This is a genomic window from Azospirillum agricola, from assembly GCF_020005195.1.
Lineage (GTDB): Bacteria > Pseudomonadota > Alphaproteobacteria > Azospirillales > Azospirillaceae > Azospirillum > Azospirillum agricola.
This window is the reverse complement of record NZ_JAIFZR010000008.1, coordinates 83,646-99,913: the sequence shown is the minus strand read 5'-3', so window position 1 is coordinate 99,913 and position 16,268 is coordinate 83,646. Positions and strand designations below refer to the sequence as shown.

15 protein-coding genes are annotated in these 16,268 nt (G+C 69.5%); 7 read left to right on the top strand and 8 right to left on the bottom strand.

Annotation, left to right across the window (positions count from 1 at the left end; all coding sequences use genetic code 11):
- Positions 1-41: 41 nt before the first annotated feature.
- From JN22_RS32770 to JN22_RS32750, 5 genes are all read right to left on the bottom strand, one after another.
- The gene (locus JN22_RS32770; RefSeq protein WP_085558105.1) at positions 42-353 is read right to left on the bottom strand and encodes a chaperone NapD; all 312 of its coding nucleotides are present in this window, start codon (positions 351-353) and stop codon (positions 42-44) included.
- Positions 343-867, bottom strand: coding sequence for a ferredoxin-type protein NapF (gene napF, locus JN22_RS32765; RefSeq protein WP_085558104.1), 525 nt, complete (start codon positions 865-867; stop codon positions 343-345). Before napF ends, JN22_RS32770 begins: the two co-directional genes overlap by 11 nt.
- A 10-nt stretch (positions 868-877) precedes the next feature.
- On the bottom strand, positions 878-1,102 hold the full coding sequence (napE, locus tag JN22_RS32760; RefSeq protein ID WP_085558103.1) for a periplasmic nitrate reductase, NapE protein: 225 nt from the start codon (positions 1,100-1,102) through the stop codon (positions 878-880).
- A 122-nt stretch (positions 1,103-1,224) separates the two neighbouring features.
- Positions 1,225-2,391, bottom strand: a complete 1,167-nt coding sequence (locus tag JN22_RS32755; RefSeq protein WP_085558102.1) for an HPP family protein — start codon at positions 2,389-2,391, stop codon at positions 1,225-1,227.
- A 19-nt stretch (positions 2,392-2,410) separates the two neighbouring features.
- Positions 2,411-2,791, bottom strand: a complete 381-nt coding sequence (locus JN22_RS32750; RefSeq protein WP_223678024.1) for a c-type cytochrome — start codon at positions 2,789-2,791, stop codon at positions 2,411-2,413.
- Positions 2,792-2,890: 99 nt separating this feature from the next.
- On the opposite strand from JN22_RS32750, the gene JN22_RS32745 reads away from it, so the two are divergent.
- Entirely contained in the window at positions 2,891-5,587 is a 2,697-nt protein-coding gene (locus tag JN22_RS32745) for an HWE histidine kinase domain-containing protein (protein ID WP_317852942.1), read from the top strand.
- Here JN22_RS32745 and JN22_RS32740 read toward each other — a convergent pair.
- Together JN22_RS32740 and JN22_RS32735 are read right to left on the bottom strand one after the other, a co-directional pair.
- Positions 5,568-6,353 (bottom strand): PP2C family protein-serine/threonine phosphatase, encoded by a 786-nt coding sequence (locus tag JN22_RS32740; protein WP_085558100.1) that lies wholly within the window; start codon positions 6,351-6,353, stop codon positions 5,568-5,570. The genes JN22_RS32745 and JN22_RS32740 overlap by 20 nt on opposite strands.
- 53 nt (positions 6,354-6,406) lie before the next feature.
- Complete coding sequence (locus tag JN22_RS32735) at positions 6,407-7,252, bottom strand: GGDEF domain-containing protein (RefSeq protein ID WP_179166339.1); 846 nt, start codon at positions 7,250-7,252, stop codon at positions 6,407-6,409.
- Positions 7,253-7,610: 358 nt separating this feature from the next.
- Here JN22_RS32735 and JN22_RS32730 point away from each other — a divergent pair, with 358 nt between their 5' ends.
- The 6 genes from JN22_RS32730 (at position 7,611) to JN22_RS32705 (ending at position 15,751) form a co-directional block, all read left to right on the top strand.
- On the top strand, positions 7,611-7,838 hold the full coding sequence (locus JN22_RS32730) for a hypothetical protein (RefSeq protein WP_085558098.1): 228 nt from the start codon (positions 7,611-7,613) through the stop codon (positions 7,836-7,838).
- A gap of 91 nt (positions 7,839-7,929) precedes the next feature.
- Complete coding sequence (locus JN22_RS32725; RefSeq protein ID WP_211099739.1) at positions 7,930-9,165, top strand: YcaO-like family protein; 1,236 nt, start codon at positions 7,930-7,932, stop codon at positions 9,163-9,165.
- The gene (locus JN22_RS32720) at positions 9,162-10,511 is read left to right on the top strand and encodes a TfuA-like protein (protein ID WP_179166338.1); all 1,350 of its coding nucleotides are present in this window, start codon (positions 9,162-9,164) and stop codon (positions 10,509-10,511) included. The genes JN22_RS32725 and JN22_RS32720 overlap by 4 nt, the downstream gene beginning before the upstream one ends.
- 119 nt (positions 10,512-10,630) lie before the next feature.
- Positions 10,631-11,302 carry a hypothetical protein gene (locus JN22_RS32715; RefSeq protein WP_085558095.1) on the top strand — a complete coding sequence of 224 codons (672 nt, stop codon included), beginning with the start codon at positions 10,631-10,633 and terminating at the stop codon, positions 11,300-11,302.
- Positions 11,299-14,832: a serine/threonine-protein kinase gene (locus tag JN22_RS32710; protein ID WP_085558094.1), complete on the top strand. Its 3,534-nt coding sequence runs from the start codon at positions 11,299-11,301 to the stop codon at positions 14,830-14,832. Before JN22_RS32715 ends, JN22_RS32710 begins: the two co-directional genes overlap by 4 nt.
- A gap of 46 nt (positions 14,833-14,878) precedes the next feature.
- On the top strand, positions 14,879-15,751 hold the full coding sequence (locus tag JN22_RS32705) for an SDR family oxidoreductase (RefSeq protein ID WP_179166337.1): 873 nt from the start codon (positions 14,879-14,881) through the stop codon (positions 15,749-15,751).
- Between the two features lie 31 nt (positions 15,752-15,782).
- On the opposite strand, the gene JN22_RS32700 is transcribed toward JN22_RS32705, so the two are convergent.
- Entirely contained in the window at positions 15,783-16,232 is a 450-nt protein-coding gene (locus tag JN22_RS32700) for a hypothetical protein (protein ID WP_085558092.1), read from the bottom strand.
- Between the last annotated feature and the right edge of the window lie 36 nt (positions 16,233-16,268).

Below are 16,268 nucleotides of genomic sequence, written 5' to 3'. Positions count from 1 at the left end.
TTTCCCCTCTCTCTGCGTGTTCGGATTGCGTTTCGTCTCGCTCAGACACCGGCCGTGCCGGCCTCCTCCACTTCGCGTGATGCGGGTTCGAGGTGATGGAAGACGAGGACGGCCGACAGCACGCCGTCCATCAGGTGCATGGCGGTCATCCGGTCGGCGATCCAGCCCTCGTGCGGGCCTTCGGCGGTGACCACCATCTTGCCTTGCTGTTCGATGTGGATTTCGACGCCCGGCATGGCGGACAGCGCGGCGCGCACCGCCGCCGCCCGCTCCGGGCGGACATGCAACAGGAGGGAGGCGAGATGACGTTCCCCGCCCGTCGGCGCGGAATCCGGCGCGAGGTCATGACGCATGCGGTCCTCCCGGTGGGATGGTTGGCGCGGGCTGGGCGTGCAGGGTGACCGCGCCAGCCGGGCAGGAGGCGACGCAGGCGCCGCAGCCGGTGCAGGCGTCGCCGTCGATGCGGGCGTGGGCGGCACCGCCGGGGGCCGGGGCGAAGCGGATGGCCGATTCCGGACAGGCGTCCTGGCAGCTCCGGCAGACGACGCGCCGTGCGGCCAAGCAGCGGTCGGTCACCCCGACGGCGAGCGCCCAGGGCCGGGTGGCACGGTCGAAGATCGGTTCCGGGCAGGCCTCGGCGCAGGCGCCGCAGAAGCTGCACTCGCCGAGCGTGAAGTCGGCCTCGGGAAAGCCGCCGTCGCCCGGCCGCAGGATGGCCTCCGGGCAGGCATCCACGCAGGCGTCGCAGCGGCTGCACAGGGAGGTGAAGAACTCGCTCATCGACCAGGGCGGGCGGATTGGGCGGGGGGTGTTCCGCCGCCCCGTGAGAAAACCGCGTCGTCCTAAGTCGGTCGCGTCGCCGTCCATGACACGCTCCTCAAACCGGCGGGGGGCCGGGCGGTCCGAGGATCAACTGCGACATCCAGACCAGGAAGCCGTAGCCGCCCACCACGGCAACCGACAGCACCGGCCAGATCAGCACGGCGAGCACCAGGAACATGGCGATTTCCCGCCGTTTTGCGCGTGGATCGGGCGGCAGGGCGCCGCCGGGGGGCAATCGGGAAACGGTGGAGAAACCGTTGCTCGGTCGGGTCTGGCTCATCCGGTCGCAGCCTTCTGCTCGTTTTTCCGGCATTCCTCCAACCAAGAATTGTCCCAAGCGTTTCGCGAGGGAAAGCGCTCCAGACGGGGTAGCCCTTTCCTTACCGCCGCATCCGGTTCCTTTCAGGCGGCGATGGATTCGGCCAGCCGGCCCCGGTAGAGCGCGGCCAGCAGGTCGGTCTGGGTGACGATGCCGACCAGCACCCCTTCCGCGTCCACCACCGGCATGTGGTGCAGCCCGCCGTCGGACATCAGCGGGATCAACGCCGACACCGGCGTGGCGGTCGACACCGAGGGAACGGCGGCCGTCATGACGGCGGCGGCACGCTTCGCCCCTCCGGCTCGCGGCCCATCCCCCATCGGCCTGTCTCCCATCGCCTGGGCCGTCAGGTCGGCCTGGGTGACGATGCCGACGACCCGGCGCGCCGCGTCGACCACCGGGACGGCGGTCAGCCGGTGCCGGCGCATCAGGTCCCACACCTGCCGCAGGCTGGCGTCGGGGGCGACGGCGACGACGTCGCGGGACATCAGGTCGGCGCAGGCGATTTCCCCGAAGCGCCGTTGCAGGCTGTGCAGCTCGGCCTCGCGGAACAGCGTGTCGAGGTCGTCGCGGCTGATGTCGAAGAACTCGTTGTGCTGCCGCAGCACCGCGTCCAGATCCTCCGGGGTGAAACCCAGCCGGTCGCCCGGCGGCGGGTCGGCGGTGGCGTGGATGGGCGCGTGCTGCACCGGCAGCGGGTGCGGGTAGCGGCGCCGGGTGGCGTTGTTGAAGGCGAGGGCGAGGATCAGCAGGATCAGCGCGTTCAGCCCGACCGGCAGCAGGGCGAAGCGGTAGCCCTCGGCCTGGATCGCCGGGCCGCCGAGCACCGCGGTGAGCGCCACCGCCCCGCCCGGCGGGTGCAGGCAGCGCAGGGCCGACATCGCCCCGATGGCGCCGCACACCGCCAGCGCCGCCGTCCCGGCCATGTCCACGCCCGCCTCCGGCCCGAGCCAGCGGGCGCAGACGACGCCGACCAGCGCCGAGACGGCGTTGCCGCCCAGCACCGACCAGGGCTGGGCCAGCGGGCTGGCGGGGGCGGCGAAGAGCAGGACGGCCGACGCCCCCATCGGAGCGATCAGCAGCGGCAGATCGTCCACCGGCCCGACCATCGTCCGGCAGACGAGGCCGGTCGCCAGGATGCCGAGGAACGAGCCGCAGCAGGCGCGCGTCCGCTCCACCCAATCCACGCCCGGCGGGGCGGGAACGAAGCTGCGGCACCAGCGGCCGAAGCGCTGCGCGAGCGAGGCCATGGCGGCGGGCCCGCGACGGTTATTGCGACTGGCTTTTCAGGAAGGCGACGAGGTCGGCGCGCTGGGTGTCGTTCTTGATGCCGGCGAAGGCCATCTTGTTGCCAGGAAGCGAGCCCTTGGGATCCTTCAGGTAGCCGTCGAGCCGCGCCTCGTCCCAGGCGAAGCCGCCGTCCTTCAGCGCGGGGGAGTAGTTGAAGCCCGCCGCAGAGCCGACCGGGCGGCCGACGACGCCGTGCAGGTTGGGGCCGACCCGGTTGGGGCCGCCGGCCTCGATGGTGTGGCAGGCCTTGCAGGCGTTGAAGACCTTCTGGCCGGCCTCGGCATCGCCGTCGGCCCGCGCGATCCCCGTCGCGGCTGTGGAAACAACGCAGGCAAGCAGAAGCACGCGCAATGACGTCACGTCAGCGATCCTTGTTCTTGGCGGTTGGCGAGCCACGCACGGGGCCGTGCGCCACCCTGTCCGGGCGGCCGCCGCCGGGCGGGCCCGCGGACCTTACGGATGTGCCGCGGCGCGAAAAAGCGAAACTATTCGATGGATGCCATCGGCGATTCCGAAGGATGCCCGCGGCGTTGCCGCCTGATCGCGGCGCCTGGTTGTTTTTGGGCTCCGGGTCGTGCGCAATTGCCTCCGGATGCCCTGCTCCCCATGATAAGCGGCACGATGACCGTAAATCTGACGAACTGCGATCGCGAGCCGATCCATATTCCAGGCAGCATTCAACCGCACGGTTGCCTCCTGGCCTGCGACACCGCCGCGGTGGTCATCCTCCGTCATTCCCGAAACGCTGCGGACATGATGGGGGTCGAAGGCGATCTCAACGGCCGGTCTCTGGAGGCGGTCGTCGGCGCGGAGGCTGCCCACACCATCCGCAACACCCTGGCCCGGACCCGCGAAGCGGCACGGCCGGCGATGGCGTTCGGCGTCGTCCTGGCCTCCGGCGTCGTGGGCGATGTCTCGGTCCACCGCTTCAAGGGCAACGCGATCGTCGAGTTCGAGCCGGCCTCCTCCAGCGTCGGCGAACCGCTCGAACTTGTGCGGGCGGTGATCGCTCACATCGGCGGCATCGAGCAGGACGACCAGCTTCACCGTGACGCCGCGCGCCACATCCGGGCGATGCTCGGCTATGACCGGGTCATGATCTACCAGCTCGGCGCCGACGGGGCCGGACAGGTGATCGCCGAGGCGAAGAGGGCCGGGCTGGAAAGCTTCCTCGGGCAGTATTTTCCGGGCAGCGACATCCCGCAGCAGGCCCGCGCGCTCTATCTCCGCAACCCGATCCGGATCATTTCGGACGCTCATGCCCAGCCCATCCCCCTGGTGCCGGTGCTGGACGAGTCGGGCGAACCGCTCGACCTGTCCTCGGCCCATCTGCGCAGCGTCTCGCCGATCCATTGCGAGTATCTGCGCAACATGGGGGTCTGCGCGTCGATGTCGATGTCGATCATCGTCGACGGCGCGCTGTGGGGCCTCATCGCCTGCCATCATTACAGTCCCCGCGCGCTGTCGATGGCGCAGCGGCTGACGGCGGAGGTGTTCGGCGAGTTCTTCTCGCTCCACATCCAGGCGCTTCGCCACAAGAACACCCTGCAAGCGGCGACGCGCGCGCGCGGCGCCCTCGACCACCTGCTGCTGAACGCCAACCAGGCCGGGGACATCGACGGATTCCTGCGGGCCCACCTGTCCGACTTCGCGTCGCTGATTCCGTGCGACGGCATTGCCATGCATCTCCATGGCCGGCTGTCGGTCCAGGGCGTCGTCCCGCCGGCGCACGCGATGCCCGGCCTCGTCCGCTTCGCCGAAAGCGTCGCCGATGGAGGGGTCTGGGCGTCGGGCAAGCTGTCGAACGCGTTCGCGGCGGCGGCGGACTACGCGTCCGACGTGGCGGGCGTGCTGGTGGTGCCGATGTCGCAGCGGCCGCGCGACTTCCTGCTCTTTTTCCGCAAGGAGGTGGTGGAAACCCTCCAATGGGCCGGCAACCCGGAAAAGACCTACGAGGCCGGGCCGCTCGGCGACCGTCTGACTCCGCGCAAGAGCTTCGCGATCTGGAAGGAGATGGTCCACCGCCAGTCGAGGCATTGGAGCGACGAGGACCGCCAGTTCGCCGAGGCCATCCGCGTCGCCATCGCCGAGGTCGTCCTCCATCACAGCGAACTGATCGCCGACGAGCGGGCCAAGGCCGAGGTCCGCCAGCGGATGCTCAACGAGGAGCTGAACCACCGGGTCAAGAACATCCTCGCGCTGATCGGCGCGCTGGTGGCGCATCCGGTGGCGGAGGCCCAGACCCTGCAAGGCTACATCGCCACGCTGCGAGGCCGCATCCAGGCCCTTTCGATGGCGCATGACCAGATCGTGCGTGGAGACGGCGGCGGTCGCCTCGCCGGTCTTCTCGACGCCGAACTGTCGCCTTACCGGATGGGCGGCGTCACGATCGCGCTCGACGGTCCGGCGGTCGGCCTGGACGCCCGCGCCTATTCGGTCCTCGCCCTGGTTCTTCACGAACTGGCGACGAACGCCGCGAAATACGGCGCGCTGTCCCGCAGCGGCGGGCGGCTGGCGGTCCGGTGGTCGGTCGATACCGGGGGCGGGTGCGAGATCCGGTGGGAGGAAAGCGGCGGTCCGGCGGTGACCCCGCCGAGCCGGACGGGCTTCGGAACGGTCCTGATCGACCGCAGCGTTCCCTTCGACCTCGGCGGCACGAGCGACATCGAGTACCACCCCGACGGGGTCAGGGCGCTGTTCCGCATTCCGGCCCGCTTCATCACGCTGCATGACGGCGAGGCGGCCGGACAGCCCGAACCCGCTCCGGGGCAGGCGGAGGGGGACGGCGCCGACCTCGGAGGGTTGCGGGTTCTGATCGTCGAGGACCAGCTCGTCATCGCCGTCGGGCTGGAGCAGATGCTTGCCGACGCGCGGATCCTCAGCGTCGTGACGGCCGCTTCGGCGGCCGAGGCGCTGCTTCAGATCAATGCGCAGGTGCCCGACGTGGCGATTCTCGACGTCAATCTCGGAAGCGGGACCTCCATCGCCGTGGCGGAGGAGCTTCGGCGCCAGGGCATCCCGTTCCTGTTCGCCACCGGCTATGGCGACAGCTCGCACATTCCCGCGACGTTCAAGAGCGTTCCGATCGTCCGCAAACCCTACGAGGCCGCCTCGATCATCGAGAGCCTGCGGCGGATCACCCTGTCCATTTGCTAGAGAGCGCCTGTGGCCGCGCGACCAGGACCGTCGCGTTGTCCTGGTGCGGGACGCCCTTGCCCTCCAGCGCGGCGACAAGCGCCGCGGCCAGCTCCTCGGCGGCTGCGCCGTTCCACGCCGCGATGACCCGGTGCAGTTCGTCGTCGCCGAGGGTGTTGAGGCCGTCGCTGGCGAGGATGAGGGTGTCGTCCGGCTGGAGGGCGATCGGCCGCTGGACCAGATCGACCAGGGGAATCTCCTGTCCGGTGAGCGCGGAGCACAGCGCGCGGCGTTTCGGATGGGTCCGGACGATGGTCGCCGCGGCCGCGCCCTCCTCCACGGCCTGCCGCAGGAAGGGGCTCATCGAATGGTCGGCGTTCAACTTGTTCAAGGCGCCGTTGCGGTGCAGGTAGAGGTGGGAATCCCCGACGCTGACCCAGGACAGCGATTGTTCCTCCACGCAGGCCCCGACCAGCGTGGTCCCCATGCCGCGCAGCTCCGGCTTGGCCGTGATCGCGGAGGCCAGCCGGTCGTTGGCCATGTGGAGCGCCGCCTTCAGGCGGACGGGAACCGGCTCCGAACCGGCCTGGAACGCCGCGTCGAAGGCATCGGCGGCCATGCGGCTGGCCAGCGCACCGTGCGCGTGTCCGCCGATGCCGTCGGCGACGATGGCCAGCAGCCGGCCGCCTGCGCCCGTCGAACACTCCGGAAGAGGGCGGAGAACATACGAGTCTTCCTGGTTGGAACGTGCGCCCACGATGCTGCGGCAGCCGAAGTCGATTCCCATTCCCACGTCGCTCTTCTCTCTTTTGCAGAGGATTGTTTATCGAGTTGCCTGCGTCATCCCGGCTTCTTGAGGCCGCCGTGCAGCATGGAGTTCGGGCAGACCCGGTTGCGCCCCTGCTTCTTCGCTGTGTAGAGCCGGGAATCGGCGAGCGCGATCAACTGCTGCTTGTCCCGATCGACCTCGTAGGCGCTCGCCACGCCGATGGACACGGTCAACGGCAGCGTCACGTCGCCGGACTGGAGGGGCTTGCTTTCGACCATCATCCGGATGCGTTCGGCGACCTGGAGCGTTTCCTCGAGCGTCACGCCGTTGACCACCATCATGAACTCCTCGCCGCCGTAGCGGCCGACCAGATCGTTCGGCCGGCTTCCCGAGGCGATCAGGGTGGCGACATATTGCAGGGCGAGATCGCCCAGCAGATGGCCGAATGTGTCGTTCACCAGCTTGAAACGGTCGACGTCGATCATCAGCAGCGACAGCAGACCGCTGCGGTTCTCGTTCAGCCGGCTGTCGAGCTCGTCGAGCAGCAGTTGCCGGTTGGCCAGCCCGGTCAGGGTGTCGCACAGGGCCGCCTGGTGAAGCTTCTTCAGATACTGGCCTTCCGCCTCGGTGATGTAGGTGAAGCGGAAGACGGCGTTCTTGCCGAAATGGATGACGTCGTCGGCCTGGAGCAGGCAGCGCCGGACACGCTCCGTGTTGACCACGGTGCCGTTGCTGGAATTCATGTCGACCAGCTCGGCGCCGTCCGCGCCCAGGCGGATCAGCGCGTGGATCCGGCTCGTCGCCGAATTTGTGACCCGGATGTCGCAACGTTCGCCGCGGCCGATCACCGTCTCGCTCTTTTCGAGCGGGTAGAGCCGTCCGGCCTCGTTGCCCGACGCCGCGATCAGAACGGGCACCCCCTTGTCTCCGAGCACGGGTTGGGGGGTGTCCCACTCCACGGTTTGCGTGACCTCGCCATCAATGTCCTTGAAAGGGTCCGACAAGGCACGCCCTCTGCGATGGCTTGAGTGTAAGGGTGCTCCGCCTCGCGATGCCCTGACGCCGCTCGCGGAAGCAGTTGCAGATTATCGGGATCCCAAAGCGGTGTGACAGCATAAAATCAAATGGAAACAATTTTGGATTGATGAAATCTGGCAACGAAATGAAACTGGAAAACGCTAGGAATCGTTGCAACGTGCCTCTTTCGATCACAGACGGCTTCCGTTACCATCGCGCCGGTTCTGCCATAACGGCTACGAGCATTGGGGGGAGTTCATGAGCGACAACGCATATGAGCATGGCATCGCGATCGGCTGGGGCGACAAGGTGTATTTCGTCGCCGAGGCGGATTGGCAGAAGAACGAGGTTCCCGACGAGCTGAAGGCCGACGTGATGCAGCTTCTGAAGAGCGGCTCCATCCTGGCCTCGATCCCGCAGAGCGGCACCGGCATCGGCGCCGCCTGCTACCTGATCGATCTGAACTCCATTCGTTCCGACGAATAGTCCAGTGACCGATGGTTCGATGGGCGGGGGCGTTCCGAGGACGTCCCCGTCCATTTCTGCGCCGAAGGGTTTCCTCGCGGGAACCCATCGGTTGCGCTCTCCCGCCGAGACGCTGGAGATCATCCGTCCGCATCTGCCGGCCATGGGGATCACCCGGGTCGCCAACATCACCGGCCTGGACCGGATCGGACTGCCGGTGGTGGCGGTCTACCGGCCGAACGCCCGTTCCGTCGCGGTGTCCCAGGGCAAGGGGGTCGATCTGACGGCCGCCAGGGTGTCCGGCCTGATGGAGGCGATCGAATCCTGGCACGCCGAGCATCCGGACATGCCGCTCCGGCTGGCCAGCCTCGCCGAGCTGAGCGAACGCGCCGCCGGGGGGGCGTTCGCGGTCATCGATGTGTCCGGACTGCCGCGGCTCTCGGTCAGCGGGTTCCACGCTCACAAGCCGATCCTGTGGTGCGAAGGCCGCGACCTGATGCGGGGCGACGCCCCCCTGTGGGTCCCCTTCGAGCTGGTCCACACCAACTTCACCCGGCCGCTTCCCGCGGGCAGCGGCAATTTCATGATGAGTTCCAACGGCCTGTCCTCGGGCAACCATCGCCTGGAGGCGATCAGCCACGGGCTTTGCGAGGTCGTGGAGCGCGACTGCCTGGCCTTGTGGACCTTGCGCGGCGCGACCGCCGATGCGGCGGGGCGCCTGGACACGGCCAGCGTCGACGCGCCGTCCTGCCGCGCCCTGCTCGACCGCCTGCACGCGGCGGATCAGGCGGTGGGGGTGTGGGACATCACCAGCGACATCGGCCTGCCGGCCTTCCAATGCGTCATCGCCGACCGACGGAGCTCGCCGATCGGGCAGGTTTATTCCAGCCGTGGCAGCGGCTGCCACCCGACCCGCGAGGTCGCCCTGCTGCGCGCCCTGACCGAGGCCGCCCAGACCCGCCTGACCTACATCGCCGGCACGCGCGACGACGCCCACCGCGACATGTTCGAGGAGGCGCGCAACGCCGACCGGGTCACCCACATCCGCCGGCAGATCGAAGAGCCCGCCACGCCCCCGGCCCGCCGATGGGAGGATGTGGTCGACCACGCCTCCGGCAGCCTGGACGAGGATGTGGCCTGGGAGCTGGAACGCCTGCGCGCGGTCGGTATCGGGCAGGTCGCGGTGGTGGATTTCGAGTCCCGCGTGCCCGGAATCGCCGTGACGCGGGTCGTCGTGCCGGGACTCGAGGGGCTGCACGACGCGCCGGGCTACGTCCCCGGCCCGCGCGCCGCCGCCCTGGCCCGTGGATTGGAACCCGGCGGATCGCAACGGGGAACCTTGCCGTGAGCGTGATCATCTTCGTCGGCCCCAGCCTGCCGCTGGCCGAGGCCAGGGCGATCCTGCCGGCCGACTACCGCCCGCCGGTGTCCCAGGGCGACGTCCACCGCGCCGTTCTCCAGGGCGCCCGCGTCATCGGGCTGATCGACGGCTATTTCGAGCGCGTCCCCGCCGTCTGGCACAAGGAGATCCTGTGGGCGATGAGCCGCGGGGTCCATGTGTTCGGCGCCTCCAGCATGGGCGCCCTGCGGGCGGCGGAGCTGTTCCCGTTCGGCATGGTCGGAGTCGGGGCGGTGTTCGAGGCCTTCCGGGACGGCCGGCTGGACGACGACGACGAGGTGACCATCGTCCACGGGCCGGCCGAGCTCGGCTATCCGGCGACCTCGGAAGCGATGGTCAACATCCGCGCCACCCTGGAGCGGGCGGTGGAGCAGGGCGTCCTCGCCCCGCGTGCACGGGACGCCCTCCTGCGCCGGGCCAAGGAACTTTACTACCCGGAGCGCAGCTATCCCGCCCTCTTCGAGTCGGTGGCTGCCGGTGATCTTCCGGAGGCCGAGCGTGCCGCGTTCCTGGACTGGCTGCCGGATGGCCGGGTGGACCAGAAGCGCCTGGATGCCCAGGCCATGCTGCGTGCCATCGCCGACCTGCTCCGGAAGCCCTTCGAGCCCCGGCGCGTCACCTACCGGTTCGAGCCGACCGACGCCTGGGAGCAGGTGTCGCGCCGCCTCGGCCATCAGGTCGCCGCCGCCATGCCGGCGGCGCTTCCTCCCGAGATCCTGCTGGAGGAGGTCCGGCTGGAGGGAAACGGCTACCGCGAAACCATGGCCCTGGCCCTGTCGCGCGCCCTGGCCCTGCGGGAGGCCGAGCGGGCCGGAACGCCGTCGGTCGACCGGGCGGTGTTCCGCGAGGCGCTGCACGCCTTCTTCCTGCGCCGTGGCCTGCGCTCGCCGGAGGACATCGCCGGCTGGCTGACGGAGCAGGGGCTCGACCCCGACGGGCTGACCCGGCTGATCGGCCAGGAAACCCGGATCGCCCAGGTCGAGACCCTGTTCCAGGGCGAGATGCTGGCGCAGCTTCCCGACGCCCTGCGGGTCGCCGGCAGCTTCGGGCGCCTGTTCGAGCGGGCCGAGAGCAAGCATCGCTGGCTGGTGGACAACGATCTCCAGGCCGCCGGTCTGGAGGCGACCGGCCTGGGCGAGGAGGCGCTGCTGCGCTGGCATTTCGTCGAACGGCGGGGCGACACGGTCCCCGAGGATCTCGACGCCTACTGCCTGGCGCTGGGGTTGTCGGACCGCTTCACCCTGTTGCAGGCCCTGGCGCGCGACTATCTGTTCCGCCGCCAGAATGTGGAATAAAATTTCCTTTGCATGTGAATCAAACGCTTCTATCCTTTTTCAAGAATTGAGGGAGGTCGGCGATGGTGTTGCCCGTTCGGTATCTTCAAGTGTCCCTGAGCGTTCCCGACAATGACCATATGTGCCAGACCTTCGAGGAGTACATGCGGGAGTTGCTGCCGACCTTCACCCAGACGCCCTGGCCGGGCTGGCAGCCGGTGCTGACCGCCAAGCGGTCGGCGCAGCGTGATCAGGCCAATCCCCCGGACACCGACGCCAACAAGCATTACCTGCATGTCTGGCGGGTGAGCGACTACAACTCCCTGCCTTATCTGATGGAGGTGTTCGACGACAACCCGATCTACCAGCATCTCGACGCGATGGTGCTGGCGGAGACCCAGGACTTCTTCCAGGCCCTGAGCTACAACCCGTCGGGCGCCGCCACGGCCTCCGAGACGGCCAAGGCGACCTTCTACCTGCAAGTGACGTTCGACGTCGTGGCCGATCCGACGGCCCTTCAGGCGTTCGACAACTTCATGGCGGCCTGCTCCACCGACCCCAAGAGCCCGATCACGGCGCAGTATGGCTGGACGCTGGCCAACGCCTACTATTCCCAGACCGGCCTGCTGCGGCGCTACGTCCAAATCTGGTCGACGTCGCAGCATTGGCCGGAACCGGCGGACGCCGTGGCGTGGCTGGGTGAGCAGCCGGCCGTCAAGGGCGCCCTCAACACGGCGGTCGCGACCAACCCGCAGTGGATGCAGTGGGAGCCCGTCAATTACGGCACCCAGCCTTCCGCCTCCCCGTCATGACCCTGCCCCACAGCTTCGGCGGCTATCGCGTCACCGGCGTGCTCGGGCAGGGCGCGATGGGCGTGGTGTATGCGGGCCATCACGACCGCGACGGCACGCCCGTCGCGATCAAGACGGTCGACGGGCTGGATGCGGCGCGCTTCGGCCAGATCCGGCGCGAGATTCGCGCCCTGGCCCGTCTCGACCATCCAGGCGTGATCCGCATCCTCGATTCGGGTGTGGAGAACGGCCAGCCCTGGTACGCGATGGAGCGGCTGAGCGGGCCGACCTTCCGCAGCCTGGTCAACGCCGACCGCAGCGTCGTGACCCGGGATCCGTCGGCAAGCTCGGCGGATTCCCCGACGGCGATCACGATGATCGGGACGGCTTACGGTCAGGCCGAGTCCCCGCAAGCCGATCCGTCGGCCGGAACGGCCGGGCAGGGGCTGCGCGACGGGGAGCTGGCCAAGGCGCTGGCCATCATGCAGCGGGTCTGCGACAGCCTGGCCTTCGTGCACGGCGAGGGGATCGTCCACCGCGACCTCAAGCCCGACAACATCCTGATCCGCGAGAACGGCCTGCCGTTGCTGGCGGATTTCGGGCTGGTCGAGGACGCCCGCGGCGCTGTCGGGCGCGAGCACATCTCGTCGCCCCAGCACAGCATCAGCGGTTCGCCGGCCTACATGTCGCCCGAGCAGGGGCGCGGCGAGATTCTGGACGCCCGCAGCGATCTCTATTCCGTCGGCTGCATCCTCTACCAGCTCGTCACCGGCCGCACCCCCTTTTCCGGCGCCTACCGCTCCGTCATCAAAAGCCACCTGAGCCATGTGGTCGTGCCCCCCGCGGCCATCGCCGCCGATGTCTCGCCGGCCCTCAACGGCCTGATCGTCGGCCTGCTGGCCAAGGAGCCGAACGAGCGCGTCGGCTACGCGGAGATCGTCGCCGGAACACTGGGCGACCTCGCCCTTCCCGCCCTGGCCTGGACCTCCGCGCTGCCGGCGGCCAAGCCCTACCTCTACCGCTCCGGCTTCGTCGGCCGGCAGGACCTCCTGGCCTCGCTCGACGCGGAGATCCGGCGGGGGGCGGCCGGGGAGGGGCGGCTGGTCCTGATCGCCGGCGAAAGCGGGGCGGGCAAGACCCGTCTGGCGATGGAGGCCGGTCTGCTGGCCCGCCGCGCCGGGCTCGAGGTGGTGAGCGGAAGCTGCTCGCCCACGGTCGCCGAGGGGGAGGAGGGCCGCTACGCCCAGGGCGCGCCGCTGCACGTCTTCCGTCCGCTGATGGATCTGCTGGCCGACCGCTGCGTCGAAGGGGGCGCCGACCTCCAGGCGCGGCTGCTCGGCGATCATGGGCCGGTGCTGGCCGACTATTTCCCGTCCATCCGCGCCCTGCCCGGCATGGCGCAACGGACCGCCCCGCTGCTGCCCAGCCTCGCGGCGCGTCAGCGCCTGTTCACCGCCTTCGCCAGGACGCTGTCCGCCTATTGCCAGGACCGTCCGGTCATGCTGGTCCTCGACGACCTGCAATGGGCCGACGACCTCACCCTCGGTTTCATCCGTCACCTGAACGACGGGCTGTTGCCAGCCATGCCGCTGCTGCTGCTCGGCACCTTCCGGTCCGAGGAGCGGACGCAGCCGCTCGACGAGCTGTTCGCGGCGCCGCACACCGTCGGCTGCACCCTGTTCCGCATGAGCGCGGCGGAGGTGCGGGAGATGGTCGGCGGCATGCTGGCGATGAGCAGCCTGCCGGGCACCTTCATCGGTTTCCTCACCGAGCGCAGCAACGGCAACCCGTTCTTTATCGCCGAGTATCTGCGCAGCGCCATCGCCGAACGGGTTCTGCGGCGGGACGCAGCCGGCCGCTGGTCGCTGCCGGCGCAGTCGCTGCTCGACCGCACCGCCTTCGAGGCGCTGCCGCTGCCGGTTTCCCTGCACCAGCTGATCGAACTGCGCCTGACGCGCCTGTCGGCGCCGCTCCGGCGGGTGGTCGACGCGGCGGCCCTGATGGGGCGAGTCCTCGACCTCAAGGTGCTGCGGCGGGTGGAGGCCCAGTCCGAAACCGGCATGCTGGACATTGTCGACGCTCTGGTGCGCCACCAGATCGTCGAAGCGGACGGGAACGAGAATTTCCATTTCGTCCACGACAAGATCCACGAGATCGCCGAACTCCAGCTCGACGGCGAGGCGCGCGGCGGTCTGCATCGCCGGATCGCCGAGGTCCTGGAGGTCACCTACCCCGACGGTCCGGAGCGCGAGGCCCAGCGCGCCGCGCTTGGCCGGCACTGGGCGGCCGGCGGCGTGCCCGAGCGGGCCGTCCCCCATCTGCGCCACGCGGCGGAGGCCGCGCAGCGGCTGCACGCGCTGGAGGACGCCATCCGTCTGTTCGCCGCCGCCCTGCGCGAGCTGCGGCGCCTTCCGGATCCGGCCGGCGGGGAGTGGCGCGAGGCGGAGATTGCCCTGAACGAGGGGCTGGGCGACTGTCAGGCCCTGAAGAACGCGCATCAGCAGGCGCGCGACGCCTTCGACGCCGCGCGGGCCGCGCTGTCGGGGGGTGATGGCGATCCGCTGACCCAGGCGCGGCTGTGGCGCAAGACCGGCAAGACCTGGGAGATCGAGCACGACCACCAGCAGGCCCTGGCCGCCTACGACCAGGCCGTCGGCAGCCTGCCGTCGGTCGAGGGCGACGAGGTTCCGCTCGCCTGGAAGCACGAGTGGATTCAGATCAAGCTGAACCGCGTCTGGGTCTTCTATTGGCTGGTGTGGGTCGCCGAGATCAACGCCGAGCTGGAGGCGGTCCGGCCGCTTCTCGAACAGGTCGGCACGCCGGCGCACCGCTACCACTATTTCATGTCGGTGGTCCTGCGCAACCACCGGCAGTTCCGCTTCCGCGTCAGCGACGACACTCTGGACAACGGGTGGCGGATGCGCGACGCCGCCATCGAATCCGGGAACCTCGCCGACATCGGCTTCGCCCGTTTCACCCTGGGCTTCACCCTGCTGTTCGCCGGAAAGCTGGAGGCGGCGGAATCCGAACTGTTCGAGGCGGTGCAGGGCTGCCGGCGGATTGGCGAGGCAGCCGGCGAGACGCGGGCGCTCGCCTACCTCGCCATGGTGCACCGGCGGCAGGGTCGGGCGGACGAGACCCGCACCATCGCTACCAGCCTGGTCGGCGTCGCCGCCGCACGCAAGATGGACGATTACCGTGGTCTGGCCCACGCCTGTCTGGGATGGTGCGCCGCCAAGGACGGGGACGTCGCGAGAGCGCGGGAGGAGAATCAGCGGGCGCTCGACATCTGGAAGGCGCTTCCCTTCACCTACCCGTTCCAGTGGAGCGCGGCCCTGACCGAGCTTGCCCTGCTTCGCGGCGACGCCGGCAACCCGCAGGTGGCTGCGCTTGCCGGCCTGATGTTCAACCCCCCGCAACTGCATCTGCCCGACCCGATCCATCTCGGGTTGGGACGGATCGTGGCAGGCGGGGAGGCCGGGGACGCTGCCGAGCTGGCAGCCGGACTGGAGCAGGCCCTGAGCGCCGCCGAGGAACTGGGGTATATCTAAAGGCGCCCCCGTCGCCGGGGAGCGCCCAATGAAAAGTGGAACGGTCATGGATCTGGTTGTCGGAGCGACAGGGATACTCGGTGGCGCCATCTGCCGGTTGCTGCGGGAGAAGGGGCGTCCGGTCCGCGCGCTGGTGCGCGAAACCAGCGACCCGGCCAAGCTGGCCGCCCTGGTCGAGGCCGGGGTCGAAACCGTCGTCGGCGACCTCAAGGATCCGGCGTCGTTGCGGGACGCTTGCCGGGACGTCGGCGCCGTGCTGTCGACCGCCTCGTCGACCCTGTCGCGGACCGACGGCGACAGCATCGATTCGGTCGATCTCCAGGGACAGACCGCCCTGGTGGCGGCGGCACGGGACGCGGGCGTCGGCCATGTCGTCTATGTGTCCTTTCCGCCGGATCCCGCCGGCTTTCCGCTGCAGGACGCCAAGCGGGCGGTCGAGGACAGGATCCGGTCCAGCGGACTTCCCTGGACCATCCTGCACCCGACCCATTTCCGGGAGGTCTGGCTTGGCCCGGCGCTGGGCTTCGATCCGGCCCAGGGGCGCGCCAGGGTCTTCGGCGAAGGACTTGGGCCGATCCGTTGGGTGGCGGTCGCGGACGTCGCGGCGGCGGCGGTCGCCGCCCTGGACAACCCGCAAGCGCTCGGCCGGACCTTCGAGCTTGGCGGACCGGAATCCCTGTCGCTCGCCGAGGTGATCGACCGGATGGAGGCGCTGAGCGGGACGCGCCTGGAGCGGGACGTCGTTCCGCTGGAGAATTTGCACGCCATGCTGTCCGGCGAGGATCCGCTTCTGCGCTCCTTCGCGGCCCTCATGCTGGCGTGCGCCCGTCATGGCTGCGCCATCGACAGCACGGAGGCGGAGCGGGTGCTCGGTTTCCGGCCGAGTCCCTTGAGCGACCATTTGCGCGGTCTGGTGTGACGCGCGGCTCTTCCCGTTTGCGGAGCGGCGGTCAGGCGGCCTGATCCCCGCCGGCCCGCCGCGCCTGCGCCAGCGCTTCGCGGTAGCGGCGCAGCCGTCCGTAGACCGGCCAGCTTCGGGCGATGAGCGGGTCGATCCAATGCACCAGGACCATCGCCCCGAGGCCGGCAAGGCCGCCGATGAACGCTCCGTGGAGCAGGCCCGACAGCGCCGTCAGGATCCAGTCCAGGATCGATGGCGGTGTGTAGCGCAGATTGGCGAGCATCTGCATGAGGGCGGTGCCGCCCGCCACCAGCAGGGCCAGGATCAGTCCGACGCGGCCGGGCGCGTACCAGATGCGCAGATCCGCCGCGGTCAGTCCGTAATCCTCGGGAATCGGGCGCGCGAAGCCGTTCCGGGCAGCCGCTCCACCCGGCGGGGCGGCTGCCGCGCCGTTGTCGACGGCCAGTTTCAGATGCGGGGGCGGCGGTGATGACTCCATGGCGTCGGGATCATGCCGCGTCCGCCCGCCTTTGGC

What these genes read in the sequence shown, in the direction of transcription:
- JN22_RS32740 (WP_085558100.1), bottom strand. Translation starts at nt 6,353, where the DNA reads ATGGGAATCGACTTCGGCTGCCGCAGCATCGTGGGCGCACGTTCCAAC.
- JN22_RS32745 (WP_317852942.1), top strand. Translation starts at nt 2,891, where the DNA reads ATGTGCCGCGGCGCGAAAAAGCGAAACTATTCGATGGATGCCATCGGC.
- JN22_RS32770 (WP_085558105.1), bottom strand. Translation starts at nt 353, where the DNA reads ATGCGTCATGACCTCGCGCCGGATTCCGCGCCGACGGGCGGGGAACGT.
- JN22_RS32705 (WP_179166337.1), top strand. Translation starts at nt 14,879, where the DNA reads ATGGATCTGGTTGTCGGAGCGACAGGGATACTCGGTGGCGCCATCTGC.
- JN22_RS32710 (WP_085558094.1), top strand. Translation starts at nt 11,299, where the DNA reads ATGACCCTGCCCCACAGCTTCGGCGGCTATCGCGTCACCGGCGTGCTC.
- JN22_RS32715 (WP_085558095.1), top strand. Translation starts at nt 10,631, where the DNA reads ATGTGCCAGACCTTCGAGGAGTACATGCGGGAGTTGCTGCCGACCTTC.
- JN22_RS32730 (WP_085558098.1), top strand. Translation starts at nt 7,611, where the DNA reads ATGAGCGACAACGCATATGAGCATGGCATCGCGATCGGCTGGGGCGAC.
- JN22_RS32700 (WP_085558092.1), bottom strand. Translation starts at nt 16,232, where the DNA reads ATGGAGTCATCACCGCCGCCCCCGCATCTGAAACTGGCCGTCGACAAC.
- napE (WP_085558103.1), bottom strand. Translation starts at nt 1,102, where the DNA reads ATGAGCCAGACCCGACCGAGCAACGGTTTCTCCACCGTTTCCCGATTG.
- napF (WP_085558104.1), bottom strand. Translation starts at nt 867, where the DNA reads ATGGACGGCGACGCGACCGACTTAGGACGACGCGGTTTTCTCACGGGG.
- JN22_RS32755 (WP_085558102.1), bottom strand. Translation starts at nt 2,391, where the DNA reads ATGGCCTCGCTCGCGCAGCGCTTCGGCCGCTGGTGCCGCAGCTTCGTT.